Consider the following 20217-nt stretch of genomic DNA (forward strand, 5'->3'; position numbering starts at 1 on the left):
CGGTTCTCGCCTTCCCGCCCTCTCCTGCCGCCCCCATTCATCGCCCCGCCTGCCCCCATGATCGCCGATAGCGCCATAGAACTGACCGACGCCGTGCTGGCCATGGCCTTCATCGGCGACCTCAGCATGGGCCGCGCCACCGACCATTCGCGCCGCACCGCCTGCCTGGCGGGCCTGCTGGCCGCCGCGCACGGCCTGGATGCGGCCGGCCAGGACCACGCCCGCGCGGTGGCGCTGCTGCGCTGGTCCGGCTGCACCGCCAACGCCGGCGGCTTCGCCGAACTGCTGGGCGACGACATCGCCTCGCGCGAGGCCATGATGGCGCAGACCCTGCCGCCGCTGGACGCGCGCACGCAGTCGCTGATCGTGCCGCTGGCGCTGATCCATTGCGAGATCTCCGGCGACGTTGCCGTCAGCCTGGGCATGCCCGACGCGGTCGTGACCGGTCTGCGCCACGCCTTCGAGCGCCACGATGGCAAGGGCATGCCGCAGGCGCTGGACGGCGGCGCCGTCTCGCCGCTGGCGTTCATCGTCAACGCCGCCAGCGACCTGGAGATCCTCAGCCGCGCCCATGGCCGCGACAGCGCGCTGGACTTCCTGCGCCAGCAGGCCGGCGCCAAGTATCCCGCCGACATCGCCGCGCTGGCCGCGCGCCACGGCCCGGCCTGGCTCGACCGGATCGACGCCGATCCGCCCGACGGCGCCGACTGGAACCTGGCCGGCGGCCGCCCCGGCGCGCCCGCCGCGCTGACGCTGCTGGCCGACGTGGCCGAACTCAAGCTGCCCTGGCTGGCCGGCTATTCGCGCCGGGTGGCGGCGCTGGCGGTGGCCACCGCCGCGCGGCTCGACCTGGACGCGGCGACGCAGGCGCAATTGCAGGCCGCCGCGCTGGTCCACGGCATCGGCCGCGCCGCGCTGCCGAACCGCCTGTGGAACACCGCCGGCAAGCTGTCGCCGGACCAGTGGGAGCAGGTGCGCCTGATGCCCTACTGGACCGCGCGCGCGGCGCGCCAGATCAAGGGCCTGAGCGAGGCCGCCGAACTGGCCTCGTATGCCTACGAACGGCTGGATGGCAGCGGCTATTTCCGCGGCGCGGCGGGCGCGGCATTGGCCCTGCCGCAACGCGTGCTGGCCGCCTGTGTAACCTTGCAGGCGCTGCGCGAGGACCGTCCCTGGCGTCCCGCGCTTGCGCTGACGGACGCGGCGCGGCAACTGCGCCAGGAGGCCGCCGCCGGCCGCTACGATGCCGACGTGGCCGAGGCCGCCATCGCCGCGGCGGGCGGCGAAACCGCCGCCCCGCGCCGCGCCGTCTCGGCGCTGTCGCAGCGCGAACTGGAAGTGCTGCGGCAGATCAGCCTGGGGGCCAGCAACAAGGAAGCGGCGCGCGCGCTGAACATCAGCCCCAGCACGGTGCGCACCCACGTCGAAAGCGTGTTCCGCAAGCTGGAATGCTCGACCCGCGCGGCCGCTACACTCAAGGCGCTGACCTCGGGCCTGCTGTAGCGGGCGCCGCGCGACAGGCGCCGCCGCCCGACACGCCCGGGCGCGGATTCGCCCGACAGGGGCCGTGATCCGGCCAAACCCCTGCGCCCCACGCCACCGCCTCAACGATCGGCGATCGCCCGCAGCGCCCGATAGGTCTCGCGCTCGTCCTGGTTCTCGCCGTAGTCGCTGAGCTTGACGATCACCACGCGCCGGCCGGGATGCACGTACAGGTACTGGCCATGGATGCCGACGGCCGCGAAGTCCGGCCCGCCCGTGGGCTCAAGTTGCCACCATTGCGCGGCGTAGCCCCAGCCGTCGACCGGATGCGGGGCGGGACGCGCGATGCGCGCCACCCAGGCGGCCGGGAGCAGGCCTGCGCCCTGCCCGGACTCAAGCACGCGCTGCCCGACCCGCGCGAAGTCGCGCGCCGTGGCGTTCAGGCAGCAGAACGCCTTCTCGATGCCGCCGGGCCGGTCCAGGTTCCAGGTGGCGGCGGACTCCGCGCCCATCGGCCCCCACAGCCGCTCGGCGAGCAGGTCGGCCAGGGGCTTGCCGGTCACGCGCGTCAGCGCCATGCCCAGCAGCTGGGTGTCGACGCTGCGGTAGTCGCCCGCGCTGCCCGGCGTGAAATGCATGCGCCGGTGGTCGTGCACAAACCCGGCCAGATCGCGCGTCAGATACATGCGCGCGGTGCCGGTGAAAGGCCAGTAGGCCCGGTAATTCTCCGACACGTCGATGCCCGAGGCCATGTCCAGCAGATGCCCGAGCGTGACGCGGTCGTAATCGCCCGCGCCCGCCAGCTCGGGCAGCAGCGCGGCCAGGCGGTCGTCCTCGCGCAGCTCGCCGCGCGCGATCGCCTGGCCCACCAGCAGCGACACCACCGACTTGGCCATCGACCACGACGACTGCGGGTCGCTGGCGCGCACGCCCGGCCGGTACCACTCGTACTCCAGCCTGCCGTCGCGCAGCACCACCAGCGCATTGGTGGCGGTGCTTTGCAGGAACCGCTCGAACGGAATTTCGGCGCCTTTCCACGGCACCGTGGCGGGCGGTGGCCAGGCGCTGGCCGCCAGCACGGATGGCGTGGCCGCGGCCGGCACGACCCGCGCCGGCAACAGGTCGCCGCGGCGCGACGGCGCCGACGCCTCCAGCCGCCACAGCGTGTGCGGCGGCGGGATCTCCATCACGGCCGTGGCCGCATAGGCGGCGGCCGTCAGCGCGGCCAGCCCCAGGGCCAGCCGCACGGCGGCGCGGCCCGCGCGGCGGGCGCGCGGGCACGTGGTGCGGGAGGTCGGGTCCATTGCCATGGCGCGGATCATGCCAAGTCCGCGCCGAATGCACAACCCGCATCGCGCGCTCGTCATCCGCGCGCGACGCCGGCGGCGCGGACAAGGAGATTCAAGTCGCAATGTATCCGCCCGCCCGCGCCGTACATTGCGACACCCCCCACCCCGCCGGGCTGGCTACAACGGCGCCACACCCCGTCACTTCCCTTTCCCGGAGACCCGCCATGCCCGACCCCATCGACACCCGCCGCCGCCGCCTGCTCGGCACCACCTCGGCCCTGGCCGGCGCCAGCCTTCTGAACCTGGGCCTGGGCGCCAGCGCGCGCGCCCAGGGCGCCGCGCCAATCGCCCCCCGCGCCACCGGCACGGCCAGCTTCAGCGCCATCCGCCAGATCCGCGCCGGCGATTTGGACATCGGCTACGTCGACGCCGGCCCGGCCAACGGCCCGGTCGCCATCCTGCTGCACGGCTGGCCCTACGACATCCACAGCTTCATCGACGTGGCGCCGCGCCTGACCGCCGCCGGCTACCGCGTCATCGTGCCGTATCTGCGCGGCTACGGCTCGACCCGCTTCCTGTCGGCCGATACCGCGCGCAACGGCGAACAGGCGGTGGTGGCGGTCGACATCATCGCCCTGATGGACGCCCTGAAGATCGGCAAGGCCGTCATCGCCGGCTTCGACTGGGGCGCGCGCACCGCCAACATCATGGCCGCGCTCTGGCCCGAACGCTGCCAGGCGCTGGTGTCGGTCAGCGGCTACCTGATCGGCAGCCAGGAAGGCAACCGCAAGCCGCTGCCGCCGCAGGCCGAGTTCCAGTGGTGGTACCAGTTCTACTTCGCCACCGAACGCGGCGCGGCCGGCTACGCCGCCAACGTCGACGCCTTCAACAAACTGATCTGGCAACTGGCCTCGCCGCAATGGCGCTTCGACGACGCCACCTACGCGCGCAGCGCCCGCGCCTTCGCCAACCCCGACCACGTCGCCATCGTCATCCACAACTACCGCTGGCGCCTCGGGCTGGCCCAGGGCGAGGCGCGCTACGACGACCTGGAGCGGCGCCTGGCCGTGGCGCCGAAGATCGCAGTGCCCACCATCACGCTGGAAAGCGACGCCAACGGCGCGCCGCACCCCGCGCCCGCCGCCTATGCCGGCCAGTTCAGCGGCAAGTACCGTCACGTCGACGTGACCGGCGGCATCGGCCACAACCTGCCGCAGGAAGCGCCCGAGGCCTTCGCCGACGCGGTGCTGCAGGTGACGCGGCTGTGAATTTCAAAATCACTATCGTGATTCGAATGTGATAGCGCCGTGATACCGCGATACCGCCCGGCGCGTCCCTGCGCCGGGCGCAACGCCGCGTGTCCGCCGGACAACAACCGGCGGACGCGGCGTTGACAGCCTCATCATCGTTGCCTTAGGATGCGCCCTTGCTTTTCAACAACCCCTTTTCTTCCGGGTGCCAACGTGTCTGCCATTCGTCAATTCGCCTAAACGCCGACGACTACCTCCCGGTAATCGCGGTCAGCCTGCCCATTCACGCGGCTCGACCTTCCCGGTCTTGAGCACGACCCGCGGCAGGCGCGGTTCCGGAACGCGCAACACATCCCCCCTCGCTTCCCTGCCCCGCAAGACCGCGTCGTCGGCTTCCCCACTTTTCCTGGAGAAGACCCATGACGCCGGATTTCCGCGCCTGCGCGCAATCCCTTGAACTGTTCCGCTATCCCCGCACCCCGCACCTGGAAGGCTCGCGGCTGCAGGAGGGCGACCACGGCCACGACCACGTGCCTTACCGCGACCTGCGCGGCCTGCGCCTGGTGGTGGAAGAGAAACTCGATGGCGCCAACACCGGCATCAGTTTCAGCCCCGCGGGCGACCTGCTGCTGCAATCGCGCGGCCACTACCTGGTGGGCGGCGGACGCGAACGCCAATTCAACTTCATCAAGGCCTGGGCCCAGGCCCACGCCGGCTGGCTGCTGCAACGGCTGGAAGACCGCTACGTGATGTACGGCGAAACGCTATCGAAAAAGCACTCGGTGTTCTACGACGCGCTGCCGCACCACTTCTTCGAGTTCGACGTGCTCGACCGCCGCACCGGCGCCTTCCTGTCCACCGAGGCGCGGCGCGAACTGCTGGCCGGCGGCCCGGTGCTGTCGGTGCCAGTGCTGTACGACGGCCTGGCGCCCGCGCGCCTGGCCGACCTGAAGGCCCTGCTGCGGCCCTCGCTGGCCAAGACGGCGCGGTGGCGCGATGCGTTCGAGGCCACCGTGCGGCGCGAGGGCCTGGACCTGGCGCTGGCCTGGCGGCAATGCGACAAGTCGGACCTGTCGGAAGGCCTGTACATCAAGGTGGAGGCCGACGGCAGGACGCTGGGCCGATACAAATGGGTGCGCGCCGACTTCGTCCAGGCCATCCTGGCCGCCGACAAGCACCATTCCGAGCAGCCCTACGTCCCCAACCAGCTCGCGCCCGGCGTCGACCTGTACGCCCCGCGTCCGCGGGTCGATTGGGACACGCTGCGCGGCGACAAGGAGGCATCATGAACTTCGAACAATTGCGGGCCCTGGCGCCCGCCGCCGGCCAGGCGCCGGACTTCGCCGCCTGTCTGGCGGCCTTTCCGGCGCTGGAGCTGGCCAAGACCACGCCGCAGGACCCGCGCTACCACGGCGAGGGCGACGTCTGGACCCACACCCGCATGGTGGTCGAGGCCCTGCTGGCGCTGCCCGATTACCAGGCCGCCAGCCGCGCCGACCAGGAAATCGTGTTCCTGGCGGCGCTGCTGCACGACATCGCCAAGCACGCCACCACGGTGATCGACCCGGCCAGCGGCGCGATTTCTCAACCCGGCCATTCCGCCCGGGGCGCGATCGACGCGCGCATCGCGCTGTGGGACGCCGGCGTGCCCTTCGCCGTGCGCGAGGCCATCTGCCGCCTGATCGCCGTGCACCAGGTGCCGTTCTTCGCGCTGTCCGGTTCCCGTCGCGGCAAATCGGTGGAATTCATCGTGCGCGAGCTGTCGTGGCAACTGAGCATTCCGCTGCTGGCGATGCTGGCCGAGGCCGACATGCGCGGCCGCATCTGCCGCGACCAGCAGCAGGTGCTGGACAACATCGCGCTGTTCCGCGAGGCCGCGCGCGAGGAGGACTGCTATGGCCAGCCGCGGCGCTTCGCCGACGCGCACACCGCCGTCAGCTACTTTCGCGGCGCCGACGTGCATCCGGACTACGCCCTGTTCCAGGAGCCCGGCTCGCGCGTCATCGTCATGTCGGGCCTGCCGGCCAGCGGCAAGAACAGCTGGGTGGCGACGCATCACCCCGACCTGCCGGTCGTGTCGTTCGACGACGCGCGCGAGGCGCTCGGCCTGGCGCATGGCAAGAACGAAGGCAAGGTGGCGCACCTGGCGATCGACCGCGCCAAGGCCTTGCTGCGCGCGCGCCGGCCTTTCGTCTGGAACGCCACCAACCTCAGCCAGTTGATGCGCAAGAAAACGCTGGACCTGCTGTACGCCTACCACGCCGAGGTCGAGCTGGTGTACCTGGAGCAGCCGCGCGCCGAACTGCTCCGGCGCAACGCCCGGCGCGACACGTCGCTGCCAAACAAGACCCTGCTGGGCATGCTGCACCGTTGGGACCTGCCGCTGCCGACGGAAGCGCATCGGGTGGTGTACGCGGTGTAGGCGCGGCCCGGCATCCGCGGCGTTCCACGCAGGGGGGGGGGGGGGGGGGGGGGGGGGGGGCCAAGCGCGACCGGCAAGTCCCCTACGCCTGCTCCGGCAGATAACCGCTATACCCCATCAGCGTCGACAGCCGCTGGGCGACGTTGGCGACGATCTCCTGCACCTGGGCGATGCTGGGCGATTCCTTGCGGTCGATGCGCTCGATGTGGGGCACGTTGATGGCGGCGATGACCTGGTTGCCCACACCCATCACCGGATAGGCGACGTTGGTGATGCCGCGGATCTGGCGGCTGGCCATGCAGGCGCAGCCGTTCTTGCGCACCTCCGCCAGGATCGGGAACAGTTCGCCCGGGTCGGACTCCAGCTCGCCTTCCACCTTGATGTGGGCGGCCAGCATGCGGGTGCGCTCGACCTCGTCGCGGAATGCCAGCAACACGTGGCCCGAGGACGTGTCGGTCAGGCCCATCATCACGCCCACCTTCAGGCCGAACGACCAGCGCTCGGGGCTGTCGACCTGCGCGATCACCACCACCCGGCCGGCCTGGTAGACCGCCAGGTGGCACGACTGGCGCGCGCGGTTGGCCAGTTCGCGCAGCAGCGGCAGCGCCACGCTCACCAGCGATTTCAGCGGCTGCTGGCGGTGCGCCAGCTCGAACATCTTCAGCGTCAGCGTGTAGCGGTCGTTGTCGTCGACCTGCACGAAGCCGCGCCGCTGCAGCGTCACCGCCATGCGGAAGATCTCGCTGACGCTGCGGCCAATCTTCTGCGCCAGCTCGGCCAGCGTGTAGCCGGCCGGGCTGGCGGCCAGCGCCTCCAGGATGTCCAGCCCCTTTTCCAGGGCGGGCGCGGCGTAGCGTTGCGCGCCCGGCGCGTCGGCGGCGTCGGCCTCGGTCGGCGTGGAATCGGCGGGGGAAATCTTGGAAGCGGTCATGGCGTCGGCGTTGGAGTGAAACCCGATTTTATTCGGCCCGGCTCCAGGCCCGCAGGGCCTGCCGCTGTTCGCCCAGGCCGGCGATGCCCAGGCGCATCTCGTCGCCCGCCTTCAGGTAGACCGGCGGCTTCTGGCCCAGGCCCACGCCCGGCGGCGTGCCGGTGCTGATGATATCGCCCGGCATCAGCGACATGAAGCGGCTGATGTAGCTGACCAGCGTCTTCACGCCGAACACCATGGTGCGGGTGCTGCCGTTCTGGAAGCGATGGCCGTTCACTTCCAGCCACATGTCCAGGTTCTGCGGATCGGCGACCTCGTCGCGCGTCACCAGCCACGGGCCGACCGGCGCGAAGGTGTCGCAGCCCTTGCCCTTGTCCCACTGGCCGCCGCGCTCGATCTGGTATTCGCGCTCGGACACGTCGTTGACCACGGTGTAGCCGGCCACGTACTCCATGGCCTCGCTTTCTTCCACGTACGAGGCCTTCTTGCCGATGACCACGCCCAGCTCCACTTCCCAGTCGGTCTTGACCGAGCCGCGCGGGATGATCACCGGGTCGTTCGGGCCGCTCAGCGACGAGCTGGGCTTGAGGAACAGGACCGGTTCGGCCGGCACCGGCAGGCCGGACTCGGCGGCGTGGTCGGCGTAGTTCAGGCCGACGCAGACGATCTTGCCAACGCCGTTGACCGGGCAGCCGTAGCGCACCGCGCCGTCCACGCGCGGCAGGCTGGCGGGGTCGAGCTTGGCCAATCTGGCCAGCATCGCCGGGGCGATGGCGGCGGTGTCGATGTCGGCCACCACGCCCGACAGGTCGCGCAGCGCGCCCTGGGCATCGATCAGGCCGGGTTTTTCCTGGCCGGGCTGGCCGTAGCGTACGAGTTTCATGCGGAATCCTTGAAAGGGAACAAAGCGGAGCGGCGGCTCAGTTGGACCAGCCGCCGTCGATAACCTGGATGGTACCGGTAGTGAAAGCCGATTCGTCGCTGGCCAGGTAGACCGCCAGCGCGGCCACCTCCTCCACCCGGCCGACGCGGCCGATGGGCTGGCGCGCCACGAAGGCGGCGCGCACCGCGGCTTCGTCGCTGCCCTGCTGGCGCGCCTGCGCGGCGATGCGCTCGCGCAGCGAGGGCGACTCGACCGTGCCGGGGCAGATCGCGTTGCAGCGGATGCCGCGCGCCACGAAGTCCGCCGCCACCGCCTTGCTCAGCCCGATCACGGCGGCCTTGGAGGCGCCATAGACGAAGCGGCTGGGCACGCCCTTCACGCTGGAGGCGGCCGAGGCCATGTTGATGATCGAGCCGCCGCGTTCCAGCATCAGCGGCAGATAGGCGCGGATGGTGCGGTACATGGCCTTGACGTTCAGGTCCATGCTGAAGTCCCAGTCGGCCTCGTCGCAGTCCAGCACGGTGCCGGCGTGGACGAAGCCGGCGCAATTGAACAGCACGTCGACCGCGCCGGTCTCGCGCGCGCAGTCGGCCACGGCGGCGCCGTCGCGCACGTTCAGCACGCGGGTGCGCAATCCGTCCAGGCCGGCCTCGCGCGCCTCCTTCGCCAGGTCGGCCAGCGCCGCCTCGTTGATATCGGTGGCCCAGACCTGGGCGCCCTCGCGCGCCATGGCCAGGGCGCTGGCGCGGCCGATGCCGTTGCCGGCCGCCGTGACCAGCGCCCGCTTGTCCTGCAAACGTAGGGTCATGTCTCTTCCCGTGGGTGGATAGGCCTGGAGTGCCGGCCGGATGGCCGCCTTCATTTGCCTTATGAAAATCAAATTTCATTCATAAAAACAAATATACGGGATTTATGGCGCACCGCAAGCCAGCGGCATGCCGAACAACTCAGTAATTACCCGAATTTGAACCCTTTTTCCCTCACCCAAGGGCAAACGCGTGTTGACCACGAATATGAAACTTGCTTTTATATGCGAAACATCAACACATAAAAATCATGACGAGACAAGCCACCCTGGACCCTCAGCTCCTGCTGATCTCCCCCGAAGACAACTGCCTGATCGTGCGTCGCGCCCTGCCCGCCGGGACCCGCGTGCAGCTCGAAGACGGCAGCGCCGTCATCGCCGCGCCGCTGGGCCTGGGCCACAAGCTGGCGCGCCACGCCATGCCGGCCGGCGAAAAGATCCTGAAGTACGGCGCCATCATCGGCAGCCTGACCACCGCCGTCGCGGCCGGGGACCACATCCACACCCACAACCTCGACAGCGACTACACCCCCACCTACACGTTGGAAGAAGGCCGCGCCTTCACCGACCGGCACTGAGGTTTCCGCCATGACCGATCTGTCCCAGCCCTTGCAGGGCTATCCGCGCGCCGACGGCCGCAAAGGCATCCGCAACGTGGTCGTCGTCGCCTACCTGGTCGAATGCGCCCATCACGTGGCACGCGAGATCGCGCTGGATTTCCGCGACCTGGCCGGCGACGTGCAGGTACACCTGGTGGGTTTTCCCGGCTGCTACCCCAACGCCTATGCCGAACGCATGATGACGGCCATCGCCACCCACCCCAACGTCGGCGCCGCGCTGCTGGTGTCGCTGGGCTGTGAAAGCATGAACAAGCGCAAGCTGGAAGCGGCCATCGCCGACTCCGGCCGTCCGGTGCAGACGCTGACCATCCAGCAGCGCGGCGGCACCCGCAGCACCGTGGCGGAAGGCCGCGCCTGGGTGCGCGGCGCTGTCGCGCAACTGGCGCAACAGGCGCGCGTGCCCATGGGCATCGACGAACTGGTGATCGGCACCATCTGCGGCGGCTCGGACGGCACCAGCGGCATCACCGCCAACCCGGCGGTGGGCCGCGCCTTCGACATGCTGATCGCGCAGGACGCCACCTGTATCTTCGAGGAGACGGGCGAACTGGTCGGCTGCGAATTCCACATGCGGCGCCGCGCCGCCACGCCCGAGCTGGGCGAGGAGATCGTGGCCTGCGTCAACAAGGCGGCGCGCTACTACAGCATCATGGGCCACGGCAGCTTCGCGCCCGGCAACGCCGACGGCGGCCTCTCGACCATCGAGGAAAAATCGCTCGGCGCCTACGCCAAGAGCGGCGCCTCGCCCATCGACGGCATCATCAAGCCGGGCGATGTGCCGCCCTTCGGCGGCCTGTACTTGCTGGACGTGGTGCCCGACGGCGAGCCGCGCTTCGGCTTTCCCAACATCAGCGACAACGCCGAGATCGTCGAACTGATCGCCTGCGGCTCGCACGTGATCCTGTTCACCACCGGACGCGGCTCGGTGGTGGGCTCGGCCGTCTCCCCGGTCATCAAGGTCTGCGCCAACCCCGACACCTATCGCGCCCTGGGCGAAGACATGGACGTGGACGCCGGCCGCATCCTGGAGGGCCGCGGCTCGCTGCAGGAGGTGGCCGAGGAGATCCACGCCCAGGTCCGCGCGGTCGCCAACGGCGCGCCCAGCAAGTCCGAGGACCTGGGCCACCGCGAATTCATCCTCACCTACAAGGCATTCGAGCCGATCGGCCCGTCCTGCCTGCCCTTGAGCCGCGCGGCCTGAACCGGCCCCAGGGAGCGAGACGGTGAACTACACGTTTGATTTCGCCTCGGTGCTTGAACAGTGGCCCCTGCTTGCGCAGGGCGCGTGGGTCACGGTCAAGCTGTCGTTCTGCGCCACCGTGCTGGGCTTCATCCTCGGCACGCTGTGCGCGCTGGCGCGCAACAGCCGCATGGGCTGGCTGCGCGCCGTCGCCGGCGGCTATGTGGAACTGATCCGCAACACGCCGCTGCTGATCCAGGCCTATTTCCTCATCTTCGGCCTGTCCAGCGCCGGCCTCACCATGCCGATCATGGCGGGCGCGGTGCTGGCGCTGGTGATCAACATCGGCGCCTACACCTGCGAGATCGTGCGCGCCGGCATCGAATCAATCCCCAAGGACCAGCTCGAGGCCGGCGAGTGCCTGGCGCTGTCGCGGCTGCAGGTGTTCTGGCACGTGGTGCTGCGTCCCGCGGTCGAGCGCGTCTATCCGTCGCTGACCAGCCAGTTCGTGCTGCTGATGCTGGCCTCCAGCATCATGTCGGCGGTGGGTGCCGAGGAACTGCTGGGCGTGGCCAACCGCATCCAGTCGGACACCTACCGCAACTTCGAGGTCTTCATCTTGCTGTGGGGCGTGTACCTGGCGCTGTCGTGGCTGATGCGGCTGGGGTTCTGGCTGCTGGCCCAGATCGTGTTCCCGCGCCGGCGCAAGCTCGGCACGCCGCTGTAGGGGACGCGCCATGGCTTTCTTCATTCCCGAACAACACGCCTGGTATCTGGTGGAAGGCGCCTGGGGCACCGTCAAGCTGTCGGCCTGGACCTTCGCCGGTGGCGGCCTGGCCGGCCTGCTGCTGGCGCTGGCCCGCGTCTCGCCGCGCCGCGCCCTGCGCGCGGCCGCCGCCGGCTACATCCAGGTGATCCAGGGCACGCCGCTGCTGGTGCTGATGGGCCTGTGCTTCTTCGGCCCCAGCCTGTTCGGCCTGGGCGAGCTGTCGGCGCTGGCGGCGGCCGGCCTGGCCATGACGATCTACTCCAGCGCCTTCCTGGGCGAGATCTGGCGCGGCTGCATCCAGGCGGTGCCGAAGAACCAGTGGGAAGCGGCCGAATGCCTGGGCCTGTCGCGGCTGCAGCGCATGGCCAAGGTGGTGCTGCCGCAGGCGCTGCGCATCGCCACCCCGCCCACGGTCGGCTTCCTGGTGCAGATCATCAAGAACACCTCGATCGCCTCGCTGGTGATCGGCTATCCGGAGCTGGCCTACAACGCCAAGATCCTCAACAACTCGACCTTCCAGCCCTTCGTCTATTTCGGCTGCGCCGCCGTCCTGTACTTCCTCATGTGCTACCCGCTGTCGCGCTGGAGCCGTTCCTTGGAAAGGAGACTCAATGCATCCCGTCGTTGAACTGGACCAGGTCCACAAGCGCTTCGGCGGCACCCACGTGCTGCGCGGCGTGTCGTTTTCCGTCAACCGCGGCGAGGTCGCGGCCATCATCGGCAAGAGCGGCTCGGGCAAGAGCACCGCGCTGCGCTGCATGGACCGGCTCGAGACCACCGACGCCGGCACCATCCGCGTCTGCGGCCACGCGCTGCACGACAGCGACGGGCTGGACCTGCGCGCGCTGCGCAAGGACGTCGGCATCGTGTTCCAGAGCTACAACCTGTTCCCGCACATGACGGCGCTGCAGAACATCACGCTGGCGCCGCGCTCGGTCAAGGGCGTCAAGCCGGCCCAGGCGCGCGAACAGGCGATGCAGGCGCTGGCGCACGTCGGCCTGGCCGACAAGGCCGACGCCTATCCCGAGCAACTGTCGGGGGGCCAGCAGCAGCGCGTGGCCATCGCCCGCTCGCTGGCGATGCAGCCCAAGGTGATGCTGTTCGACGAAGTGACCTCGGCGCTCGACCCGGAACTGACCGGCGAAGTGCTCAAGGTGATGGAAAGCCTCGCCGCCGACGGCATGACCATGATCCTGGTCACGCACGAGATGGCGTTCGCGCGCGAAGTGGCCGACAAGGTCATCTTCATGCACCAGGGACAGGTCTGGGAGCAGGGGCCGGCCAGCATGCTGTCGGCCCCCGCCACGCCGGAACTGCGGCAGTTCCTGGGCAGCGGACTGTAGGGCCGCCGGCCCCGCCCCCTGCCCCGATGACAACGACAATGGAGACAACCCGCATGAACAAGTCCGTATTCCCGCCGCGGCTGCGCGCCGCTTTCGCCGGCCTGGCCCTGATCGGCGGCCTGGCCCTGTCCGGCGCCGCCCACGCCGACCAGCTCGACGACATCATGAAGGCCGGCAAGCTGCGCGTGGCCATCGACCTGGGCGTGCCGCCCTACGGCATGAAGGACGCCGCGCTCAACCCCACCGGCTCCGACGTCGAGACCGCGCGCCTGCTGGCCAAAAGCCTGGGCGTGACGCTGGAGATCGTGCCCACCACCGGCGCCAACCGCGTGCCGTTCCTGCAGACCGGCAAGGCCGACATCGTCATCTCCAGCATGTCGGTCACGCCCGAGCGCCAGAAGGTCATCGACTTCTCCACGCCCTACGCCGCCATCCTGGCGGTGGTCGGCGCGCCCAGGGACATGAAGCTGACCAGCGCGGCCGACCTGTCCAACAAGAAGGTCATCGCCACCCGCGGCACCACCAACGACACCGAGCTGACCCGGATCGCCCCCAAGGACGCGCAGATCATCCGCTTCGACGACGACGCCACCTCGATCACCGCGGTGGTCAGCGGCCAGGCCGACATCTTCGCCACCGCGCCGGCCCTGCTGCGCACCATCAACGAAAAAGCGCCGGCCAAGCAGATGGAATCGAAGTTCGTGATGCGCCTGAACATGCTGGCCATCGGCCTGCGCAAGAACGAGCCGGCACTCAAGGACAAGCTGGACGGCTGGGTGCGCGCCAATCTCAAGAGCGGCGAGCTCAACACCATCTACAAGCAGTTCCACGGCGTCGACCTGCCGCAGGAAGTCGGCAAGGCCGGCGGCTGATCCAGGAGACCCCATGGCCCGCATCGCTTCCGTCGAGATCCTGCAGGTCGACCTGCAGCCCAAGGTCCGGCGCACCGACGCCGTGCAGAGCTTCGAGCGCCAGGAAACGCCGATCGTGCGCATCACCGACACCGATGGCGTCACCGGCACCGGCTACAGCTACACCATCGGCACCGGCGGTTCGTCCGTGATCCGGCTGCTGGACGACCACCTGGCGCCGCTGCTGCTGGGGCGCGAGGCTGACGACATCGAACAGCTCTGGCGCGACCTGATGTACCGCGTGCACGCCACCACCGTGGGAGCGCTCACCTCGATCGCGCTGGCCGCCATCGACACCGCGCTTTGGGACCTGCGCGCGCGCCGCGCCGGGCTGCCACTGCACCGGCTGGCGGGCGGCGCCAAGTCGGACATCCCGCTCTACACCACCGAGGGCGGCTGGCTGCACCTGCCTCCCTCGCAACTGGTGGAAGAGGCGCTCAAGGCGCGCGAGGCTGGCTTCGGCGGCGCGAAGATCAAGGTCGGCCGGCCGCACGTGGCCGAGGACGTGGCGCGGCTGTCCGCGGTGCGCGCCGCCGTCGGCGCGGACTGGGACATCATGACCGACGCCAACCAGGGTTTCTCGCTACCCGAAGCGATCCGCCGCGCGCGCTGCTTCGAGCCGCTGGACCTGGCCTGGTTCGAGGAGCCCATCCACGCCGACGACGTGCAGGCCCATCGCCGCCTGAGCCAGTCCACCACCCTGCCCGTCGCCGTGGGCGAATCGCTCTACAGCCTGTCGCAATTCAAGGACTACCTTCAGGGCGAGGCCTGCTCCATCGTGCAGGTGGACGTGGGCCGCATCGGCGGCATCACGCCGTGGCTCAAGGTGGCGCACATGGCCGAAGCCTACAACGTGCCGGTGTGCCCGCACTTCCTGATGGAGATCCACGTGGCGCTGTGCTGCGCGGTGCCCAACAGCCGCTGGCTGGAATACATCCCGCAACTGGACATGGTGACCGAGCACGGCATGCGCATCGAGAACGGCCGCGCCATTGCGTCCGAAGATCCGGGCCTGGGCATCGCCTGGGACTGGGACCGCCTCGGCAAGCTGACGCTGCACCGCAGCCGCCACGGCTGAGGGCGCGCGGCGGACGGCGGCCGCCCCGCAAACCGCGCCGGCCCGCGAACCCGGCGCGGGCTTCTCCTTCGAGGTCGCCCTCCATCACGCCGCCGCAACATCCTCCAGGATCATCTCGGCGCCGCGCTCGGCCACCATCATCACCGCCGCCTGGGTGTTGCCCGACACCATCTTCGGCATCACCGAGGCATCCACCACCCGCAGGCCGTCAATGCCGTTGACCCGCAAGCGCGGATCGGTGACCGCGCCGCCATCCGAGCCCATGCGGCAGGTGCCGATCGGGTGATAGATGGTCTGGCCGTTGCGGCGCGCGAAATCCAGCCACTGCGCGTCGCTGTCCACGTCTGGCCCCGGACTCATCTCGCGCTCGATATAGCGCTGCAGAGCCGGCTGCTGCACGATGCGCCGCGCCACCCGCATGCCGCCCACCAGGCTGTCGCGATCGATCTGCGCGGACAGGAAGTTGGGACGGATCGACGGCGCGGCGAAGGGATCGGGCGACTTGATATGAATGGAACCCGTCGACTCCGGCCGCAGTTGCGCCACGCCGATGGTCATGCCCGGCTCGCGGTCGAGGATGCGCTCGGCCGCGTTGGCGTAGCTGGCATGCACGAAGAAATACTGCACATCGGCCGCCGGCAGGTCCGGCGCGCTCTTGACGAAGCCGTGCACCAGCCCCGTGCCCAGCGTCAGGATGCCCTTGCGGCGGGTGTAGTAGCGCGCCACCTGCCGCGCCAGGCGCCAGCCGCGCGACATCTCGTTGAGCGTCACGGTGTTCCGGACCCGCCAGTTCATGCGCGTGGCGAAGTGGTCGATGTAGTTCTCGCCCACCCGCGGCTGCGCGTGCACCAGCGGGATGCCGAAGGACTGCAGCAGCGCGGGATTGCCCACGCCCGACAGCTCCAGCAGTTGCGGCGACTGCACCGCGCCCAGGCACAGCAGCGTCTCACGCCGCGCGCGCACGGTGAACTCCTGGCCGTTCTTGCGATAGGCCACGCCGACACAACGCTTGCCCTCGAACAGCAGCCGCGTCACGTGCGCGCCGCACTCCACCGTCAGGTTCTTGCGGCCGGCGGCCGGTTTCAGATAGCCGTCAACCACGCTCCAGCGGCGCCCGTGGTGTTGTACCACCTGGTAGTAGCCGACCCCGTCCTGGCTGCCGGCGTTGTAGTCGGGGTTGAGCGGCAGCCCGTCTTCCTGCGCCGCGCGCAGGAAGGCGTCGGACAGCGGAAAGCGCTCGGCCACTTCCTCCACGTGCATCGGGCCGTCCTTGCCGCGGGTCTCGCCGCCGGGCGGATAGCACTCGATCTTGCGGAACACGCGTTGCGCCGTGACCGCGCCCCAGCCGCTGGCGCCGGCCGCCTCCCAGCCGTCGTAGTCCTGCGGCCGGCCGCGCACGTAGATCATCCCGTTGATCAGCGTCGAACCGCCCAGGCCCTTGCCGCGCGGCACGGCGATGGTGCGGCCATGGACGTTGTCCTCCGGCTCGGTGGCGAAGCGCCAGTTGTAGTCCGGGTTCACCAGCAGCTTGGAAAAGCCCGCCGGGATCGAGATCCACATGCTGCGCGCCTCGTGCCCGGCTTCCAGCATCAGCACCCGGTGGCGGCCGTCGGCCGTCAGGCGGTTGGCCAGGATGCAGCCGGCGGTGCCGCCGCCCGCGATAATGAAGTCGTAGTCGCCCATCGTCTCGTCCGTCGCGCCTCAGCGTTGCGCGGCCGGCGCCACGCCCATCATTTCCGCCATCAGCTCGATCTGCCCGGCCAGCATCGGCGCGCCGTAATGCACCTTGCAGCCGCGCGCCCGCGCCGCCACCAGCAGCGGCGTGTCGGCCGGCTGCATGATGACCTCGCACACCAGCTGGTCCGGCGTCAGCCGCGCCGCGTCCAGCGGCAGCGCGTCGTCCGGCTTCATGCCGAGCGAGGTGCCGTTGACCACCAGGTCATGGCCGGACGGATCGGCCGTGCCGACCGTGATGTCGGCCCCGGGATGCAGCGACAGGATGCGCGCCTTCAGGTCCTCGGCCTTGGCCGGCGTGCGGTTGGCAATCGTCAGCCGCGACACGCCCGCCTGCACCAGCGCGAAGCCGATGGCGTTGGCCGCGCCGCCAGCGCCGGCCAGATAGGCGCGCTTGCCCTCGGGCGCCACGCCGTGCGTGCGCAGGCCGCGCACGAAGCCCTCGCCGTCCAGCATGTGCGCCACCAGGCGGCCGTCGGCCTCGCGCCGCACCACGTTGGCCGCGCCGATCTTGCGCGCCACCGGCGTGGCCTCGTCGGCCAGGGCCAGGATCGCCGCCTTGTGCGGCATGGTGACGATCAGCCCGCCCAGGTTCTCCAGCCGGCGCAGTCCGGCCACCACCTCGGCCAGGTTGTCGGGCCGCGCATGGAACGGCACGCAGACGCCGTCAAAGCCGATGCGGGCGAAATGCTCGTTCAGGCGCTGCGGGGTTTTGACGTGGTAGATCGGGTCGGCCAGGATGCCGAACAGGCGGGTGTTGCCGCTGATTTCCTTCATTGCTCTGTCTCCTTGTCGGGGCGCCGGTGGCCGGCGCCCGTGAATGCTGGCACGCCCTATCGCGCGATGAGTTCGCGCGCCACCGCCTCGATGCCGGCGCCGTCGAGCTGGTAGTGCGCGTACAGCGTGGTGGGCGGCGCGATCAGGCTGTACTCGTCGTAGATGCCATGGCGCCGCAGCCGCGTGCCGCTGCCGGCATCGGCCAGCACCTCGGCCACCGCCGAGCCCAGGCCGCCCATCACATTGTGTTCCTCCACCGTCAGCAGCGCGCGCGCCTGGCCGGCCGCCGCCAGCACCGCCTCGCGGTCCAGCGGCTTGATGGTGGGCATGTCGATCACCCCCACCGACAGGCCGTCCTCGCGCATGCGGGCGGCCGCTTCCAGCGCCGCGTGCAGCGTGATGCCGCAGGCGATGATGTTCAGGTCGCTGCCGGCCGAATGGACGATGGCGCGGCCGAACGCGAACGGCGCGCCGTCCTCGTACACCTGCGGGTCGCGGCCACGGCCGATGCGGAAGTAGATTGGCTCGGGCCAGTCCACCGAGGCCTTGATGGCGGCGGCCAGCTGCGGCCCGTCGGCCGGCGACACCACGGTCAGGCCGGCGATGGCGCGCATGGTGGAAATGTCCTCGGTGGCGTGGTGCGAGGTGCCATAGAAACCCAGGCTGATGCCGGTGTGATGGCCGATCAGCCGCACCGGCAATTTGGTGTAGGCCACGTCCATGCGGATCTGTTCGCAACACAGCAGGCCCAGGAACGAGGCAAAGGTCGCCACGAACGGCATCGCGCCGGTGGTGGCCAACCCGGCCGCCGCCGACACCATGTTCTGCTCGGAAATGCCGAACTGCACGTAGCGCTCGGGATAGGCCGAGGCGAAGCGGTTCAGGCCGTTGGAATACTGCAGGTCGGCCGAGCCGGCCACCACCGGATGCCCGGCCCGCGCCAGGTCGATCAGCGCGTCGGAAAGATACGACAGCCCGGGGTTCACCGCGTTCAGCGCGCGGTACTGCCAGGAATCGGGGGAAAGCGTCTGTGCCTGTGCCATTCAGATCTCGCGGGTCATGATTTCGTCGATGGCGGCCTGCGCGTCCTGCGGCGCCAGGTAGCCCAGATGCCAGCCGGGTTCGGTTTCCATATAGGAAACGCCCTTGCCCTTGATGGTTTTGGCGATGACGCAGGCCGGCCGCGCGCGCGCCTCGTCCGCGCGCAACCGCCGCAGCAGCGCGGTCAGCGCCACCAGGTCATGGCCGTCGACCTCGTGCACCTCCCAGCCAAAGGCCTGCCACTTGTCGCGCAGCGATTCCACGCCGATCACGTCGTCGACCTTGCCGTCGAGCTGGTAGCCATTGCGGTCGATGATGGCCACCAGGCGCGACAGCTTATGGTGCGCGGCGAACAACGCGGCCTCCCACACCTGCCCTTCCTGCATCTCGCCATCGCCCAGCATCACGAACACGTTGAAATCGCGCTGGCTCATGCGGCCGCCCAGCGCCATGCCGGCGCCGTTCGAGAGCGCATGGCCGATGGAGCCGGAACTGAAATCGACGCCCGGCACCTTGGTCATGTCGGGGTGGTCGCCCAGCGGGCTGCCCAGGCGGGTGTAGCCGTCCAGCAGTTCATGCGGAATGAAGCCGTGGTCGGCCAGCACCGGGAACAGGCCCACGGCCGCATGGCCCTTGCCCATCAGGAAGCGGTCGCGATCGGGCCAGGCCGGCTCGCCCGGCCGCAGCCGCATCACGTCGTAATACAGGGCGGCAAAGATCTCGGCGCACGAAAAGACCGAGCTGTAGTGCCCGACCTTGGCGATCTCGATCAGCCGGATGGTCTCCAACCGGATGTGGCGGGCCTTTTCCCGCAGCATCCGGACCTCGTCTTCGCTTGGGTCTCCCCGGTCCTGGCGCATGGCGTCTCCTTCGCTTATCAGAATATATGATATATAATATACCCATCGCGCTTGAATTGGCCAGGGCGGGATAGAATTCAGCCGGGCGCCGTTTCACGGCCTCCGCCATTCCATCGAACCCAAGCCTCGACCGTCATGCCCAGCCTTAAACCGGTAAAAAAAGAGAACCTCTCCGTCAAGGTCTACAACGAGATCCGTAACGCCCTGATCAACGGGCAGTACGAACCCGGAGAGCGCCTCATCATTGGCGAGCTGGCCCAGGAAATGGGCGTCTCGATCACGCCCGTGCGCGAGGCCATCTTCCGCCTCATCAGCGAGCAGGGCCTGGAAATGCAGGCCGCCACCGCGGTCTACGTGCCCTATGTCAACTCGGAAAAGCTGCGCGAGATCCAACAGATCCGCTTCCACCTGGAAGGCATGGGCGCGGCCGAGGCCGCCAGGAACATCACGCGCAAGCAGTTGGACAACCTGATCGCGCTGCAGAAGGACTTCATCTCCTGCACCTCGACCGACCCCAAGCGCGCCAGCTACCTGAACCGCAAGTTCCACTTCGGCATCCTGGAAGCCAGTAACAAGCCCATCCTGCGCAACACCGTGGAATCGTTCTGGGTCATCACCGGCCCGATCCTCAAGGTGTTCCACATCAAGACGGCGGGGCTGGACTACTCCCAGGATGAACACCGCCACGAGGCCGTGCTGGCCGCGCTGGAGGCGCGCGACCCCGAAGCCGCCACCAAGGCGATCCAGGCCGACCTGGTGTGGGGCGGCAAGATCATGATCGACTGGCTGGTCGAACGCGAAAAAGAACTCGACTACCGCCCGCCCGGGCCTCGCAAATAGGA

At 69.4% G+C, this 20217-nt stretch carries 20 protein-coding genes; 12 read left to right on the plus strand and 8 right to left on the minus strand.

Features of this window, described 5'->3' with window-relative positions; translation table 11 throughout:
* The first annotated feature begins 57 nt into the window (after positions 1-57).
* The gene (locus ABFG95_RS04885; RefSeq protein WP_278993005.1) at positions 58-1503 is read left to right on the plus strand and encodes an HD domain-containing phosphohydrolase; all 1446 of its coding nucleotides are present in this window, start codon (positions 58-60) and stop codon (positions 1501-1503) included.
* A 101-nt stretch (positions 1504-1604) separates the two neighbouring features.
* Here ABFG95_RS04885 and ABFG95_RS04890 read toward each other — a convergent pair whose 3' ends face one another.
* Positions 1605-2786 (minus strand): serine hydrolase, encoded by a 1182-nt coding sequence (locus ABFG95_RS04890; protein WP_348995528.1) that lies wholly within the window; start codon positions 2784-2786, stop codon positions 1605-1607.
* Positions 2787-2995: 209 nt separating this feature from the next.
* Between ABFG95_RS04890 and ABFG95_RS04895 the strand changes: the two genes are divergently transcribed.
* The 3 genes from ABFG95_RS04895 (at position 2996) to ABFG95_RS04905 (ending at position 6443) form a co-directional block, all read left to right on the plus strand.
* On the plus strand, positions 2996-4039 hold the full coding sequence (locus ABFG95_RS04895) for an alpha/beta hydrolase (protein ID WP_278993001.1): 1044 nt from the start codon (positions 2996-2998) through the stop codon (positions 4037-4039).
* Positions 4040-4440: 401 nt separating this feature from the next.
* On the plus strand, positions 4441-5310 hold the full coding sequence (locus ABFG95_RS04900; protein WP_024069770.1) for an RNA ligase family protein: 870 nt from the start codon (positions 4441-4443) through the stop codon (positions 5308-5310).
* Positions 5307-6443 carry an AAA family ATPase gene (locus tag ABFG95_RS04905; RefSeq protein ID WP_278992998.1) on the plus strand — a complete coding sequence of 379 codons (1137 nt, stop codon included), beginning with the start codon at positions 5307-5309 and terminating at the stop codon, positions 6441-6443. The genes ABFG95_RS04900 and ABFG95_RS04905 overlap by 4 nt, the downstream gene beginning before the upstream one ends.
* 82 nt (positions 6444-6525) lie before the next feature.
* On the opposite strand, the gene ABFG95_RS04910 is transcribed toward ABFG95_RS04905, so the two are convergent.
* The 3 genes from ABFG95_RS04910 to ABFG95_RS04920 are packed head-to-tail and all read right to left on the minus strand — an operon-like array spanning position 6526 to position 9065.
* Positions 6526-7374 (minus strand): IclR family transcriptional regulator, encoded by an 849-nt coding sequence (locus ABFG95_RS04910; RefSeq protein ID WP_059271794.1) that lies wholly within the window; start codon positions 7372-7374, stop codon positions 6526-6528.
* A gap of 28 nt (positions 7375-7402) precedes the next feature.
* The gene (locus ABFG95_RS04915; RefSeq protein WP_278989831.1) at positions 7403-8257 is read right to left on the minus strand and encodes a fumarylacetoacetate hydrolase family protein; all 855 of its coding nucleotides are present in this window, start codon (positions 8255-8257) and stop codon (positions 7403-7405) included.
* A gap of 37 nt (positions 8258-8294) precedes the next feature.
* On the minus strand, positions 8295-9065 hold the full coding sequence (locus tag ABFG95_RS04920) for an SDR family oxidoreductase (protein ID WP_278989829.1): 771 nt from the start codon (positions 9063-9065) through the stop codon (positions 8295-8297).
* Positions 9066-9313: 248 nt separating this feature from the next.
* Here ABFG95_RS04920 and ABFG95_RS04925 point away from each other — a divergent pair, with 248 nt between their 5' ends.
* Genes ABFG95_RS04925 through ABFG95_RS04955 form a run of 7 tightly spaced genes read left to right on the plus strand, consistent with a single transcriptional unit; the run spans position 9314 to position 14963 of the window.
* Positions 9314-9640: a UxaA family hydrolase gene (locus ABFG95_RS04925; RefSeq protein ID WP_045953271.1), complete on the plus strand. Its 327-nt coding sequence runs from the start codon at positions 9314-9316 to the stop codon at positions 9638-9640.
* A gap of 10 nt (positions 9641-9650) precedes the next feature.
* Entirely contained in the window at positions 9651-10883 is a 1233-nt protein-coding gene (locus ABFG95_RS04930) for a UxaA family hydrolase (RefSeq protein ID WP_020928762.1), read from the plus strand.
* Positions 10884-10905: 22 nt separating this feature from the next.
* Positions 10906-11589: an amino acid ABC transporter permease gene (locus ABFG95_RS04935; protein ID WP_278989828.1), complete on the plus strand. Its 684-nt coding sequence runs from the start codon at positions 10906-10908 to the stop codon at positions 11587-11589.
* 10 nt (positions 11590-11599) lie between these two features.
* Positions 11600-12259, plus strand: coding sequence for an amino acid ABC transporter permease (locus tag ABFG95_RS04940; protein WP_020928764.1), 660 nt, complete (start codon positions 11600-11602; stop codon positions 12257-12259).
* Entirely contained in the window at positions 12243-12974 is a 732-nt protein-coding gene (locus ABFG95_RS04945) for an amino acid ABC transporter ATP-binding protein (RefSeq protein ID WP_175146372.1), read from the plus strand. The genes ABFG95_RS04940 and ABFG95_RS04945 overlap by 17 nt, the downstream gene beginning before the upstream one ends.
* 53 nt (positions 12975-13027) lie before the next feature.
* Positions 13028-13846, plus strand: coding sequence for a transporter substrate-binding domain-containing protein (locus ABFG95_RS04950; protein WP_278989825.1), 819 nt, complete (start codon positions 13028-13030; stop codon positions 13844-13846).
* A 13-nt stretch (positions 13847-13859) separates the two neighbouring features.
* Positions 13860-14963 carry a mandelate racemase/muconate lactonizing enzyme family protein gene (locus tag ABFG95_RS04955; protein WP_278989823.1) on the plus strand — a complete coding sequence of 368 codons (1104 nt, stop codon included), beginning with the start codon at positions 13860-13862 and terminating at the stop codon, positions 14961-14963.
* Between the two features lie 84 nt (positions 14964-15047).
* On the opposite strand, the gene ABFG95_RS04960 is transcribed toward ABFG95_RS04955, so the two are convergent.
* The 4 genes from ABFG95_RS04960 to ABFG95_RS04975 are packed head-to-tail and all read right to left on the minus strand — an operon-like array spanning position 15048 to position 19333.
* Positions 15048-16646, minus strand: coding sequence for a GMC family oxidoreductase N-terminal domain-containing protein (locus ABFG95_RS04960; protein ID WP_238908498.1), 1599 nt, complete (start codon positions 16644-16646; stop codon positions 15048-15050).
* An 18-nt stretch (positions 16647-16664) separates the two neighbouring features.
* The gene (locus ABFG95_RS04965) at positions 16665-17474 is read right to left on the minus strand and encodes a shikimate dehydrogenase (RefSeq protein ID WP_238908496.1); all 810 of its coding nucleotides are present in this window, start codon (positions 17472-17474) and stop codon (positions 16665-16667) included.
* A 56-nt stretch (positions 17475-17530) separates the two neighbouring features.
* Positions 17531-18517, minus strand: coding sequence for a transketolase C-terminal domain-containing protein (locus tag ABFG95_RS04970; RefSeq protein ID WP_238908494.1), 987 nt, complete (start codon positions 18515-18517; stop codon positions 17531-17533).
* A complete protein-coding gene (locus tag ABFG95_RS04975) occupies positions 18518-19333 on the minus strand; it encodes a transketolase (RefSeq protein WP_108913907.1) in 816 nt (271 codons plus the stop codon).
* Positions 19334-19510: 177 nt separating this feature from the next.
* Here ABFG95_RS04975 and ABFG95_RS04980 point away from each other — a divergent pair, with 177 nt between their 5' ends.
* Positions 19511-20215 carry a GntR family transcriptional regulator gene (locus ABFG95_RS04980; RefSeq protein ID WP_006387160.1) on the plus strand — a complete coding sequence of 235 codons (705 nt, stop codon included), beginning with the start codon at positions 19511-19513 and terminating at the stop codon, positions 20213-20215.
* Positions 20216-20217: the final 2 nt, after the last annotated feature.

This window comes from Achromobacter sp. HNDS-1 (assembly GCF_040084795.1).
Classification (GTDB): Bacteria; Pseudomonadota; Gammaproteobacteria; order Burkholderiales; family Burkholderiaceae_B; genus Achromobacter; species Achromobacter ruhlandii.